General features: G+C 40.8%; 12 protein-coding genes. 2 read left to right on the top strand and 10 right to left on the bottom strand.

The window, feature by feature from the left end:
* Window positions 1-3: 3 nt before the first annotated feature.
* From rlmN to OSH00_RS08805, 10 genes are all read right to left on the bottom strand, one after another.
* A complete protein-coding gene (gene rlmN, locus OSH00_RS08850) occupies window positions 4-1,254 on the bottom strand; it encodes a dual-specificity RNA methyltransferase RlmN (RefSeq protein ID WP_266130099.1) in 1,251 nt (416 codons plus the stop codon).
* Between the two features lie 177 nt (window positions 1,255-1,431).
* The gene (ndk, locus tag OSH00_RS08845; protein WP_004725878.1) at window positions 1,432-1,863 is read right to left on the bottom strand and encodes a nucleoside-diphosphate kinase; all 432 of its coding nucleotides are present in this window, start codon (window positions 1,861-1,863) and stop codon (window positions 1,432-1,434) included.
* Window positions 1,864-2,005: 142 nt separating this feature from the next.
* Window positions 2,006-2,206 (bottom strand): Fe-S cluster assembly protein IscX, encoded by a 201-nt coding sequence (gene iscX / locus OSH00_RS08840; RefSeq protein WP_196077143.1) that lies wholly within the window; start codon window positions 2,204-2,206, stop codon window positions 2,006-2,008.
* Between the two features lie 173 nt (window positions 2,207-2,379).
* Window positions 2,380-2,931, bottom strand: a complete 552-nt coding sequence (locus tag OSH00_RS08835) for a phosphatase PAP2 family protein (RefSeq protein ID WP_266130098.1) — start codon at window positions 2,929-2,931, stop codon at window positions 2,380-2,382.
* Window positions 2,932-2,962: 31 nt separating this feature from the next.
* Window positions 2,963-4,249 carry a glycosyltransferase family 4 protein gene (locus tag OSH00_RS08830; RefSeq protein ID WP_266130097.1) on the bottom strand — a complete coding sequence of 429 codons (1,287 nt, stop codon included), beginning with the start codon at window positions 4,247-4,249 and terminating at the stop codon, window positions 2,963-2,965.
* An 85-nt stretch (window positions 4,250-4,334) separates the two neighbouring features.
* Window positions 4,335-5,171, bottom strand: a complete 837-nt coding sequence (locus tag OSH00_RS08825) for an XAC2610-related protein (RefSeq protein WP_266130096.1) — start codon at window positions 5,169-5,171, stop codon at window positions 4,335-4,337.
* Window positions 5,172-5,277: 106 nt separating this feature from the next.
* Complete coding sequence (locus tag OSH00_RS08820; protein WP_266130095.1) at window positions 5,278-6,060, bottom strand: tetratricopeptide repeat protein; 783 nt, start codon at window positions 6,058-6,060, stop codon at window positions 5,278-5,280.
* An 87-nt stretch (window positions 6,061-6,147) separates the two neighbouring features.
* Window positions 6,148-7,164, bottom strand: coding sequence for a ketol-acid reductoisomerase (gene ilvC / locus OSH00_RS08815; protein WP_004825025.1), 1,017 nt, complete (start codon window positions 7,162-7,164; stop codon window positions 6,148-6,150).
* A 147-nt stretch (window positions 7,165-7,311) separates the two neighbouring features.
* Entirely contained in the window at window positions 7,312-7,803 is a 492-nt protein-coding gene (gene ilvN, locus OSH00_RS08810; RefSeq protein ID WP_266130094.1) for an acetolactate synthase small subunit, read from the bottom strand.
* Window positions 7,800-9,527 carry an acetolactate synthase 3 large subunit gene (locus OSH00_RS08805; RefSeq protein ID WP_266130093.1) on the bottom strand — a complete coding sequence of 576 codons (1,728 nt, stop codon included), beginning with the start codon at window positions 9,525-9,527 and terminating at the stop codon, window positions 7,800-7,802. The genes ilvN and OSH00_RS08805 overlap by 4 nt, the downstream gene beginning before the upstream one ends.
* A gap of 575 nt (window positions 9,528-10,102) precedes the next feature.
* On the opposite strand from OSH00_RS08805, the gene OSH00_RS08800 reads away from it, so the two are divergent.
* Window positions 10,103-10,498, top strand: a complete 396-nt coding sequence (locus OSH00_RS08800) for a DUF4124 domain-containing protein (RefSeq protein WP_266130092.1) — start codon at window positions 10,103-10,105, stop codon at window positions 10,496-10,498.
* A gap of 121 nt (window positions 10,499-10,619) precedes the next feature.
* The gene (gene leuS, locus OSH00_RS08795) at window positions 10,620-13,256 is read left to right on the top strand and encodes a leucine--tRNA ligase (protein WP_266130091.1); all 2,637 of its coding nucleotides are present in this window, start codon (window positions 10,620-10,622) and stop codon (window positions 13,254-13,256) included.
* The last annotated feature ends 159 nt before the right edge of the window (window positions 13,257-13,415 follow it).

The raw sequence follows: 13,415 nt of genomic DNA, 5'->3' as shown, positions 1-13,415 counted from the left end.
TCTTTAACCTTGTGAACGTATGATTTCACCACGTTCAGCCACTTTCTTTTTCCACTGTTCAGCACGACGTGTACGGTCTGCAACCTGCCCCACCAATTGTCCACAAGCAGCATCAATATCGTCGCCACGCGTCTGACGAATCGTACACACAAAACCCGCATCAGACAAAGTTTTTTGGAAAGAAATAATACGATTTCGGCTTGAACGCCCATAAGGTGCGTGTGGGAATGGATTAAATGGAATTAAATTAATCTTGCTGGGTAAATTTTTCAACAGCTTAATCATTTGCTGTGCATGCTCAGGTTGGTCATTCACGCCATCCAGCATGACATATTCAATCGTCACATGTTTACGTGAACTTTCATTACCATCTTTGGCAATATAGCGCTGACATGCTGCAATCAATTGCGCCAAAGGATATTTCTTGTTAATTGGCACCAATTCATTGCGCAATTCATCATTTGGCGCGTGTAAGGAAATCGCCAAAGCAACGTCAATGTCTTGTGCCAATTGATCAATTTTCGGGACTACACCTGATGTCGATAATGTGACACGGCGTTTTGACATTCCGTAAGCAAAATCATCCAGCATGATATTCATGGAACTCAATACTGCATCATAATTGAGTAAGGGCTCGCCCATCCCCATCATCACCACATTGGTGACAGAACGTTCACGCTCTGCGACTGGCACATCTTCCATATAAGAATAATTGGCCATCCACAACTGCCCAATAATTTCGTCGGGCAGTAAATCACGCTGAAATCCCTGCTTACCTGTTGAACAGAAAGAGCAGTCAAGTGCACAACCGACTTGTGAAGAAATACACAAGGTTTTACGTGAACCAGTTTTATCTTCTGCTGGGATCAATACCGTTTCAACCAGTGAACCTGCACCATCACCGACACGAAAAACCCATTTGCGTGTGCCATCTTTTGAATAGTGACGATGAACAACTTCAGGCGCTTTAATCTCGCAAATTCGTTCTAATTTTTCACGAAGTTTGCCTGAAATATTGGTCATTTCAGCAAAATCAGTGACGAAAAACTGATGAATCCATTTCATTACTTGCCCAGCACGGAATTTTTTCTCTCCCATATCTTCGAAGAATTTTTCCAATTGCGGACGTGACATGCCAAGTAAATTCACTTTCTGTGCATGTGCAGACTGAACACGGTCAGCCTGTACTGTATGTGACGATGCAGGCTGCTGTTCATCTAAATTTAACGATGAAGCGACAACTTCAGAACTCATGGGGATTACCTAAATCATGCCGTAGAATGAAAAATATTGATCAGTATTTGAACAATAAAAACTACAAAAATAAAAAAACCAGACAAGCAGTATATCACTTATCTGGTTTCGGGTCTGTTATCAATTCATAAATCGAAGATTTATTGGATAAGAAAAATAGACCCTAAATACGTCGAATTAACGAGTACGTGGGCAAACTTCAGTTTGAGCGAAGAAGTAGTTTACTTCACGGTCAGCAGATGCAACTGAGTCAGAACCATGAGCAGCGTTTTCGTCAATGCTTACAGCGAAATCTGCACGAATTGTACCAGGAGCAGCTTCTTTAGGGTTTGTTGCACCCAGAATTTCACGGTGAGCAAGTACAGCGTTTTCGCCTTCAAGAACAGATACTACAACTGGACCAGAAGTCATGAATGCAACTAAATCACCAAAGAAACCACGTTCTTTATGTTCAGCATAGAAACCTTCAGCTTCAGCTTTAGAAAGGTGTTTCATTTTAGTCGCAACGATTTTAAGACCAGCTTTTTCGAAACGAGCAAAGATGTCACCGATGTGGTTTTTAGCAACTGCATCTGGTTTTACGATAGATAAAGTACGTTCAATAGCCATGATTGGCTCCTTAAGTCAATTTGACACGAAATTTTTGGCGCATTATACCCAATAATGGATAATTTTCCGCTTTTAATCTGTAAAAAAATTGGATTTTTCGATGTGTAGTGACATTCCATCACTTAATTACATGGATAAGCGATTAATTTGCTTCATCAATCCATGCCATTTGAATGGCTTCCAACAAACCTTCTGTTGATTTTGCAGGATCATCACTGAACTCTGGCAAAGCACAAATCCAAGCATGCATATCGGTAAAACGCACCCATTGTGGATCCACATCTGGGTGCGCTTCACTGAGTTCGATTGCGATGTCAATCGTGTCTGTCCAACGTAAGCCCATGCTCATTTTCCTTTGCTTTATTTAATTCTGCTACTCTACCAAATCTTAGGGGCTGTGAACAATTCATCTATGTTTGCGACTAGGTATAGACCATTATTCAAAATTAAAACCTTGGTGATCAAAGTCATCTGATTCTTTAAAGATGAAATTACACACCACCAGTAAATAAACCATCATAGAATAACTCCTAAATAAGGTGCGGTTAAAACAATCAAGCTTGCGACACTTGCACCAATCAATGCCCCAACAGTCACATCACTTGGATAATGCAAGCCTAATACCATTCGTGACAACGCAATCAAGACGGTAAAGGGTGTCATGATGAACAACATCAGGGGTTGGATATAGCCAAAAACAATCGTTGCCATCACAGCATGTAGCGTATGACCAGATGGAAAACTAAAATGATCCAAAGGGCGCTCACCTAAAATAATCACCTGATGGACTTGATAAGGTCGCGGGCGAACTGTTTTATGTTTTAGAAATTTATAAATCCCCGTTCCTAACAGACCTGCAACCACAACATAGAGCAATTGCAGTCCATACACCCAGCCCTTTTGCAGCCATACCAGCATTAACATTGCACACCAAAAAGCACCATCACCTAGACGACTAATGGTTTTAAAAAACATTGCAACACTTTGTGTATGCGATAAGTTATTGAGATATAAGCAACCTCTAAGATCGAGATCGAGCATTTTTATTTTGGTATTTTTAAAATTCATTTTTCACTCTCCTCTCATTATTTGAGATGAACTAGGTCAGTCGCTTTGCATACTGCGTGACCTGATATAGTGCTTCTTCGAATTGCTGTACTGGATGTTGCCATCCAATGGTTTGAACATCACGCATGGCTTGTTGTCCCATGCGTTTAAGTATACTGTTCTCTGGAATCTGCAACACATGCTGCTTTAATTGCTGAATATCGCCGATTGCGCATAACCAACCAGTTTGTGTGTGTTTGCCATGAAGTTGGGCACAGGCATAATCATAGGCAATAATCGGTAAGCCACTTGCCATCGCTTCAATGACCACATTGCCAAATGTTTCGACTTGGCTCGCAAATACAAAAATATTGGCACTTGCATAAGCTTCAGCAAGTTGTGTGCCACTTAGGCTGCCCATGAAAATCACATGTTCTGCACCTGGCATTTTTTCTAATCGGGAACGGTCAGGACCATCCCCCACCAACACCAGTTTGACTTGACGTTGTGATTGCTTACGTAAAGCGCAATAAGCATCAATCACCACATTAACTTCTTTTTCTGAAGATAAACGCCCAACATAGATTAAGACTGTGGTGTTTTCATCTGCATCCCACTGTCGTCTAAGCTGTTCTGAGTAGCGTTGTGGTGAAAACCGCTCTGTATCAATACCTCTTCCCACCACCACCAAGGGGCAGGTCACACCAAATTCACGCAAAGCCAGCTCTGTGTCACGACTAGGCACACAAGTTAAATGGGTTGCATTGTGAAACCATCTCAAATAGCTTTGTATCGGCTTAACCAAGAATGCCAAATCAAAGAAACGGCTAAACTCTTGGAATTGAGAATGAAAACCACTGGAAACCGGGATACGTCGTGTTTTTGCAGCATGTAATGCTGTAAATCCCAATGGACCTTCAGTCACGATATGCACCACATCGGGTGAAAATGATGAAATCGCTTGAGAAACTTTGAGAAATTGTGGCCAACCGAATTTCATATCGGGATATTTCGGAATTGACTGACCGTTTACCAAGCACTCTTTATTGGGAACGAAGTCATAACATTTGGCTTTCTGTTCAGGACGAATCAGCAAAATTTTATGCCCTTGATTTTGCAAACCTTTACAAAGTTGCATTAAGGATAAGGCAACACCATTAATTTCTGGTGGCCATGTTTCAGTCACGATTGCAATTTTTAGTCGAGGTCGAGATAAGTCACGAATAAGGTCATCATTATTCGTTGTCGTTTTCTTGTTGTTTGGGTTGAAATAATACTTAATATTATCGGGAAAATCTTGTTGTTTAAATTGCAAGGTGTTCGTGAACGGTTTATTCATACGATACCTAATCTGTTCATTTTTGGACAGATTAGATTATCTTCTTGACAATTTAATGATTGTTTTATGACAGTTTCTTGACCAATTACTGATCACCTTTCACACGAACAAGGAGACCATTTTCAACTTGATAAACTTGCCCATTGCCAAAATCAATCTGCTGCTTTTCACCATGTAAGTTGGGGAAGCCCACAATTTTTTCGAGTTGTGGAGAGCGCTGAAATTGTTGAGTTTTCGGATTATACATCCAATAAATATAGCGTTTATCTTCTACTGTACGACCTTGAGACAGATCCGAAACAATGACATCATAATAGCCATCAAAATTGATATCCATATAACCGACACTGTTGGGGTAGCCTGTAAACCCAGTAAGGTTTTGCACTACAGTATTGTTGTTTTTATTCAAGACATCTACACGTTTTAAAGATTTGCCAAATGGGCTATTGGCATCGTCCTGACCATAGAATTTAAAGATAAAAACTGGTTTATTCACGACCTTAAAAGCAGGTTCAAACTGTATGGATTGCCCAGCTGTTTTACCTGCTTCTAAAAGTGTAGCTTTAAACAGTCCACTGTTTGCATTCAGCACACCGGTCAATTGATACTTTCCAGCCACGGTACTATCCGTCTCTGTAGCCACAGATTTTAAATCTAACTGATCACCTTTCTGTGTGCCTTTAAAATCTACCGTTGTACCATTCATTAAATCAGTCAGCACGCCATGCGGATGAGCAATCCCTGCATAAAGGTTCATATAATAACGACCTTCACCTGATTTAAGCATACGCTGCATTGATACACGTACGCCACTTAATGGTTTTAAACCTGAGTTTGTCTGAACAGATACAGGTTGAGTTTCAGCATAACTAAAACACGAAATAGACAAAGTCAGCATGGTAAGAAAAAGTTTAAATTTCATGATTCAAGACCATATTCAACGATAATCAATAATGTGTAATTTATCACAATAAAAATTTTTATAAGTTAATTATTGCTACCGATAAGTAGATTTAAAACTCAGAAATTCAAACACGACCTATCGACTTTTTCACTTCATGACCATTTTTTAACTCTTCAATATACTTTAATTCATTCCTCGCTTTTTGATCGGATGGATCAACGTTTAAGACCTTTTTAAAATATTGAGTTGCTTCTTCCAACCGATTTAATTCAATTAAACTCACGCCTAAACTACGCCTTACACCTTGCTGAATAGACAATCTTTTCTCTTTGATTCCAATCAAATAAAGATACGCTTCAGCCATTTTAAAACTCTCCACTGAAGCCTGCCATTGTTGACCTACCTGTTGAATAAAACCCAATTCTTTCAAAAACTCACTATTAAAAGGTGAAAGTGCAAGAGCATGTTTTAGCTTTATTTGCGCATTCTGCATATCATTCATTTCAATAAAAGCATATGCCTCAGTAAAATACAGCTCTGCCCAACAACCTGAAAAAACACGAATATTATTTTGTTCATTGGTGCCAAGCATGAGATACAGCAGTGTTTCAGCTGTTCCATTCGCAGCATAAATCCTGTCAAATTGCGAGTTCTGATATTTTTCAAAATACTGAATCGCAGGCTGTAATACATCCATTGCACGTTGAGGTTGCTTTGAGTTGAGTAACCCATTGGCTTCATCAAGCGCATCCATTGCAATATTTTCATTCAATATTGTCTTTTCTGTATTTTGAGAATCAGACTGAATTTGCTGCACAGCGCTAGCAGCGATAACATTCTGTGTAAACAACAACATCGAAAAACTTCCAACAACACCCATGGTGACTAAACATATTTTTGATTTCATCTTGTATTATTCTTTTTTATTCAATTTATCTGAAATATAGCATAAAAAAACCCACTCAAAAGAGTGGGTTTTGGTAAAAACTAAAAATTAGTTTTTCTCTTTATCAACAATTTTATTTGCTTGAATCCAAGGCATCATCGCACGTAACTTAGAACCTGTCACTTCAATACCGTGTGCAGCATTTTGACGGCGACGAGCAGTCATCGATGGATAGTTCAATGCACCTTCTTGGATAAACATCTTCGCATATTCACCAGATTGGATACGTTTAAGCGCATTGCGCATCGCTTCACGTGATTGTTCATTGATTACCTCAACGCCAGTCACATATTCACCGTATTCAGCATTGTTCGATACTGAATAGTTCATGTCTGCAATACCGCCTTCGAACATCAAATCAACGATTAATTTAAGTTCATGCAAGCATTCGAAATAAGCCATTTCTGGTGCATAACCCGCTTCAACAAGCGTTTCATAACCCATTTTAACCAATTCAACAGCACCACCACAAAGAACTGCTTGCTCACCAAATAAGTCAGTTTCAGTTTCTTCACGGAATGAAGTTTCGATGATACCTGTACGACCACCACCTACGCCAGACGCATAAGAAAGTGCAACATTACGTGCATTACCAGAAGCATCTTGATGAATCGCGATCAAATCAGGAACACCTGAACCACGTTGGAACTCTGAACGAACTGTGTGACCAGGTGCTTTTGGTGCAACCATGATGACATCCAAGTCTTTACGTGGAACAACTTGGTTATAAAGAACAGAGAAACCATGAGCAAATGCCAAAGTTGCACCTTCTTTGATGTTTGGTTCAATCACATCACGATAAAGTTGTGATTGGAATTCATCAGGTGTCAAAATCATGACTAAATCAGCTTGAGCAACAGCAGCTGGAACTTCAGCAACTTTAAGACCTGCATTCTCAGCTTTTTTCCAAGAAGTTGAACCAGCACGTAAACCAACAGTAACGTCTACACCTGAATCTTTAAGGTTAAGCGCATGTGCGTGACCTTGTGAACCGTAGCCAATGATCGCTACTTTTTTACCTTGGATGATAGATAAGTCGCAGTCTTTATCATAAAAAATTTGCATTGCTGTCTCCGCTATAATGCTGTGTTTCCTCTTCTTATCCTGAAGATTTTTGTTTGGAATCTTCTAGTCTAAGTCCCTCTTCCATTTCGGGAAGAGGTTATACATGAGGGAATAAAAAATCAAATAATTAATTAAGAGTTGAATAAATTACAGTGAAAGAACTTTTTCACCGCGGGCAATACCTGATACACCAGAACGAACCACTTCTAAAATTGTGTTCTCTGCAAGTGCATCAATAAAGCCGTCAATTTTTTCAGTTGTACCCGCAATCTGAATGGTATAAGTCGTTGGTGTTACATCAACGACTTGCGCACGAAAAATATCCGCAGTACGTTTGATCTCGGCACGTGCAGAACCTAATGCCTTGACTTTGATCAACATCAATTCACGCTCAATATGCGCGCCTTCAGACAGATCAACCACTTTAACCACTTCAACCAATTTGTTGAGTTGCTTGGTAATCTGTTCAATCTTGTGATCATCACCATACGTCGTCAATGTCAAACGCGACATGGTTGGATCTTCGGTTGGCGCAACGTTCAATGTTTCGATATTGTAGTTACGTTGAGAAAACAACCCCACCAAACGAGAAAGCGCACCAGCTTCGTTTTCAACGAGTACAGAAATTATATGTCTCATTCAGTACGCTCCCCTTTAGACAACCACATATCTTTCATCGACTGACCTGCAATCAGCATTGGATATACATGCTCAGTACGGTCAACCATGACATTGATGAACACACACTTATCATTGATTGCCATCGCTTCCTGAAGCTTAGACTCAAGCTCATCGGCATGATCAATCTGGATCCCTACATGTCCATACGCTTCCATCAGCTTTGGAAAATCAGGTAATGATTCAACATAAGAACTTGAATGACGTCCTTCATAGTTCATGTCTTGCCACTGTTTTACCATACCCAAAGCACGGTTATTTAAGCAGAGAATTTTCACATTTAAGCCATATTGCTTGCATGTTGAAAGTTCTTGGATACACATCTGAATAGATGCTTCGCCCGTAATACACACCACTTGCTGATCCGGGAATGCCAATTTAGCCGCCATTGCATAAGGCAAGCCAACACCCATCGTGCCTAAACCACCAGAGTTAATCCATTGACGTGGACGTGTGTACTTGTAGTACAAGGCACCAAACATTTGATGCTGACCGACATCAGAGGTAATGATCGCTTGGCTGTTGGTAATTTTATCCAAAGCTTCAACCACTTGCTGTGGCTTCATCACACCATCTTGACCCGCTTCATATTTCAGACCATGAACTTTGCGCCACTCATTGATTTGTGACCACCAGTCCGCGATCGCTTCTGGATTTGGCTTTGAAACATTCATTTGCTTCAACTGAACCAACATTTCCTGAAGTACAGGTTCTACTGCACCTACGATTGGAATATGCGCCATAATCGTTTTTGAAATCGTCGCAGGATCAATGTCAATATGAATGACTTTGGCATTTGGACAGAATTTAGCAGGATTGTTGGTTACACGGTCATCAAAACGTGCACCGATTGCCAAAATAACATCCGCATTTGCCATGGTCATATTGGCTTCATAAGTACCGTGCATACCGAGCATGCCCACGAATTGCGGATCATTTCCAGAGAAAGCACCCAAGCCCATTAAGGTATTGGTCACCGGATAATTTAATAGATGCGCCAATTCTGTGAGTAATTCAGAAGCATTGCCCTGAACAACACCACCACCTGTATAAATTACTGGGCGCTTCGCATTGATCAATTCATCAATTGCTTTACGAATTTGACCTGAATGACCTCTATGCGGAGGCTGGTAAGAACGCATTTTTACTTTTTCAGGATATTCGTAGGCAAATTTTTCTGCAGGATTGGTTGCATCCTTTGGAATATCAACAACAACAGGACCCGGACGCCCAGAAGCAGCGATATAAAATGCTTTTTTAATAATTGCAGGAATTTCACTTGCGTGACGCACTTGGAAACTATGCTTTACGATTGGGCGAGAAATACCGACCATATCTGTTTCTTGGAATGCATCTTCACCAATCAGATGGCTTGCAACCTGACCAGACAAAATCACCATTGGGATTGAGTCCATATAAGCTGTAGCGATTGGTGTGACGGTATTGGTTGCCCCAGGACCAGAAGTGACCAGTACGACACCCGTTTTACCTGTTACGCGTGAGTAGGCATCTGCCATATGACCGGCAGCTTGCTCATGACGCACAAGGTAATGATTAATTTTATCTTGTTTAAATAGCGCATCATAAATATGTAATACTGCGCCGCCTGGATATCCAAAAACATGTTCAACGCCTTCGTCCGCCAATGCACGAACAAGCATTTCACCACCAGATAAAAGTTCCAACGTATTCACCCTAATCTTTTTTCCACAGCACTATGGGAGACATAGACTGTGTTTCATTCATTGATTGTGCGCTCTGTTATAGCACACATATTGACTCGTTTTTGCAGCAATAAAAAAATAAATCGTCACGCAACCGTGTGGGCTGTATGAATCACTGAAATATGTTGGGATAAACATCTTTCGGTATATGTCATTTTCTCGGCTTAGAGAAAATGTTATTGCTCGCTTTGATACTTTTATTCGAAGGGTGATCGAAAAAAACATCTGAAACTTAAGCAAGCATTTTTGTAGTTTTAGCGAACAAAGTCAAGGTTTCTCATAAGCTTTTTATTGATTATTTACCAAGCGATTATTTTTAAAACTATTCCTTTTTTTTAAGTGTATTATAAATAAAATTTCAATCACTTATAACTCAATAAAATTGCAAAAGAATTATTTTCAAACTCATATTTTTGTATAAAATAAATGCAATTTAAAAAATATCCAGATCACGCCAAAACAATCCGTTGTATATTAGATGCTATAACTATTTCCAGCTTTAGTCTGAATAAAAATTGACCCAAAGGTTCCGCACCATGAAACAACATCAACGCTTTACTTACACCGTTTTTGTATCGACCATTTTTGCTTTATTGTCTGTGACTGCTGTAACCAGTCATGCAAAACAGTATTACAAGTGGGTCGACAGTAACGGTTCTACCCATTACACCACGACGCCACCACCTAAAAATGCACGCAATAAAAGTAAAGTCGACACCTATGGTTATCGTGGTACGTCCTCACCAACCAACCAACCTGCTGCACAACCCACAACACCTCCAAATAATCAACCGAATACACAGCAAAATACTCCTCAACAAGGACAGCCTGCCAATGCTGCTCCTGTGATTAATCCACCAAATACCCAACCACCCGCTGTGATTCCACAGGATGGGCAAGGCAGCGTGAATAACGATTCGATACTTCGATAATTCAATTCAAAGTAAAATTGCAAGTTTTTCATATTTAAAGGCGCGCAAAATTCACTTTTAGGTGTATTTTGCGCTATGCTGTGCAACACAGTTTTTTAACCATTGTTCTCAAAATACGTTTATGACTACTCACATTGATCCTGAATATCAAGCTAGTGCGATTGAACCTCAAGTCCAGAAAGACTGGGAAAATCGCAAATCGTTTAAAGTTGCTGACACTGTAGAAGGTCCACGTCGTTATATCCTCTCGATGTTCCCTTACCCAAGTGGCAAGCTGCATATGGGTCATGTGCGTAACTATACAATTGGCGATGTGATTAGCCGTTTTCACCGTCTCAAGGGTGAAACTGTCCTGCAACCCATGGGTTGGGATGCTTTTGGCTTACCTGCTGAAAATGCAGCAATCGCACATCAAGTTGCGCCTGCAAAATGGACATTTGAAAACATCGCCTATATGCGTGACCAGTTGAAAAAACTTGGTTTGTCTGTTGATTGGGACCGCGAATTTGCAACATGTACACCAGAATATTATCACTGGGAACAATGGTTATTTGTCCAACTGTATAAAAAAGGACTGATTTATCGCAAACTCTCTACAGTGAACTGGGATCCAGTTGATCAGACCGTGCTTGCCAATGAGCAAGTTGAAAATGGTCGTGGATGGCGCTCAGGTGCATTGGTTGAAAAGCGTGATATTCCAATGTACTACTTCCGCATCACAGATTATGCGCAAGAATTATTGGATGACCTTGACACACTCAAAGACGGTTGGCCACAACAAGTATTGACCATGCAGCGTAACTGGATCGGTCGTTCAACTGGGATGGACATCACGTTCCCTTCTGCAAATCCAGAAGTTTATGCAGATGGTTTGACAGTTTATACTACACGTGCTGACACTTTAATGGGTGTGACCTACGTTGCGGTTGCTGCTGAACACCCAATGGCGCTGAAAGCTGCTGCGATCCAATCTGAAGCTGGACATCCTGAACTTGCTGCATTTATTGAAGAGTGCCGTATGGGTTCAGTAGCGGAAGCAGACTTGGCAACAGCTGAAAAGAAAGGCATGGCAACGGGCTTGTCTGTGAAACACCCTGTAACGGGTGAAGAAATTCCAGTGTGGATTGCCAACTATGTATTGATGTCATATGGTTCAGGCGCGGTAATGGCTGTTCCTGCACATGATGAACGTGACTTTGAATTTGCCAATAAATTTAATTTACCAATCAAGCAAGTCATCGATGCCAAAGGGACAGACGATGCTGAATATTCAGCTTCAGAATGGCAAGAATGGTATGGTTCTAAAGAAGGTAAATTGGTCAACTCCGGCGAATTTGATGGCTTAACATTCCAAGCTGCTTTTGACGCTTTTCTAGCAAAATTAGAACCACAGTCATTGGCAAGTTCTAAAGTCCAATTCCGTTTACGTGACTGGGGCGTTTCTCGTCAGCGTTACTGGGGTTGTCCAATTCCAATGATCAACTGTGACAAGTGCGGTCAAGTCACTGTGCCTGAAGACCAACTCCCTGTTGTTCTTCCGACAGATGTTGTACCAGATGGTTCAGGTAATCCTTTAAACAAAATGCCTGAATTCTATCAAACCAAATGTCCAAGCTGTGGCGGTGATGCGCGTCGTGAAACGGATACTCTGGATACGTTCGTTGAATCCTCTTGGTACTATGCGCGTTATGCTTCTCCTGATTTTACCGGTGGTATGGTAAAACCTGAAGCTGCACAGTCATGGTTGCCAGTGAACCAATATATTGGTGGTGTAGAACATGCCATTCTTCATCTTCTTTATGCACGTTTCTTCCATAAGTTAATGCGTGATGAAGGTGTGGTACAAGGCAACGAACCATTCACCAACTTACTGACTCAAGGCATGGTATTGGCAGATACGTTCTACCGTGAAGCTGAAAGTGGTAAAAAAACCTGGTTCAACCCTGCCGACATTGCGTTGGAAAAAGACGAAAAAGGTCGCATACTTTCTGCCAAATATAATGGTGATGGACAAGAAGTTGTCGTTGGTGGACAAGAAAAAATGTCGAAGTCGAAAAATAACGGCATCGACCCACAAGCGATTATTGACCAATACGGTGCGGATACTGCCCGTGTATTTATGATGTTTGCAGCACCGCCTGATCAATCATTGGAATGGTCTGATGCTGGTGTTGAAGGTGCAAACCGTTTCTTAAAACGTGTTTGGCGCTTGGTTGCCGGGTTCCTTGAAAAAGGCAATCCTGCAACTGCAATTGATACAGCCAAGCTTTCAACAGAAGCGCAGGATTTACGTCGTAAAACTCACGAAACCATTCAAAAAGTAGGTGATGATATTGAACGTCGTCATGCGTTCAATACTGCCATTGCAGCATTAATGGAATTACTCAATGCCAGCAATAAGTTTGAAGCCAAAGATGACAATGATATCGCGGTTGAACGTGAAGCAATTGTTACCTTGTTGACTTTGCTTGCGCCTTTTGCACCACATTTGAGTCAAACCTTATTGGCTGAGTTTAAAATTGACTTAACTTCAGTATTGTTCCCGACTGTTGATGAGTCTGCCCTCACTCGCAATACTCAGACTATCGTAGTACAAGTGAATGGTAAGCTTCGCGGCAAATTAGAAGTGTCAGTAGATGCATCGAAAGATGAGTTGTTGACCTTGGCGAAAGCGCTTCCTGAAGTTCAACAGTTCTTGACGGGGCCAACCAAGAAAGAGATTGTTGTACCGAATAAATTAGTGAATTTGGTGGTTTAAAAAGCTTTTAAGCCTCCCTTTATAAAAGGGAGGCTTGGAGGGATTTTATGAAAAAATCTCCCCTAACCCCTCTTTAAAAAGAGGGGGACTAAATGCAATAAACAAAACCCAAACAAAGCCCGTTGTCATTCAACGGGCTTTGATTCTAAAATGTGGTCA

Source organism: Acinetobacter nematophilus, assembly GCF_026344175.1.
In the GTDB taxonomy this organism is placed as follows: domain Bacteria; phylum Pseudomonadota; class Gammaproteobacteria; order Pseudomonadales; family Moraxellaceae; genus Acinetobacter; species Acinetobacter nematophilus.
Note: the sequence above shows the minus strand (reverse complement) of the source record. Positions and strands in the feature narration are given on the sequence as shown.

Excerpts from the sequence above, each read along its gene's own strand:
- rlmN (WP_266130099.1), bottom strand. The coding sequence starts at position 1,254 with ATGAGTTCTGAAGTTGTCGCTTCATCGTTAAATTTAGATGAACAGCAG.
- ndk (WP_004725878.1), bottom strand. The coding sequence starts at position 1,863 with ATGGCTATTGAACGTACTTTATCTATCGTAAAACCAGATGCAGTTGCT.
- iscX (WP_196077143.1), bottom strand. The coding sequence starts at position 2,206 with ATGGGCTTACGTTGGACAGACACGATTGACATCGCAATCGAACTCAGT.
- OSH00_RS08835 (WP_266130098.1), bottom strand. The coding sequence starts at position 2,931 with ATGAATTTTAAAAATACCAAAATAAAAATGCTCGATCTCGATCTTAGA.
- OSH00_RS08830 (WP_266130097.1), bottom strand. The coding sequence starts at position 4,249 with ATGAATAAACCGTTCACGAACACCTTGCAATTTAAACAACAAGATTTT.
- OSH00_RS08825 (WP_266130096.1), bottom strand. The coding sequence starts at position 5,171 with ATGAAATTTAAACTTTTTCTTACCATGCTGACTTTGTCTATTTCGTGT.
- OSH00_RS08820 (WP_266130095.1), bottom strand. The coding sequence starts at position 6,060 with ATGAAATCAAAAATATGTTTAGTCACCATGGGTGTTGTTGGAAGTTTT.
- ilvC (WP_004825025.1), bottom strand. The coding sequence starts at position 7,164 with ATGCAAATTTTTTATGATAAAGACTGCGACTTATCTATCATCCAAGGT.
- ilvN (WP_266130094.1), bottom strand. The coding sequence starts at position 7,803 with ATGAGACATATAATTTCTGTACTCGTTGAAAACGAAGCTGGTGCGCTT.
- OSH00_RS08800 (WP_266130092.1), top strand. The coding sequence starts at position 10,103 with ATGAAACAACATCAACGCTTTACTTACACCGTTTTTGTATCGACCATT.
- leuS (WP_266130091.1), top strand. The coding sequence starts at position 10,620 with ATGACTACTCACATTGATCCTGAATATCAAGCTAGTGCGATTGAACCT.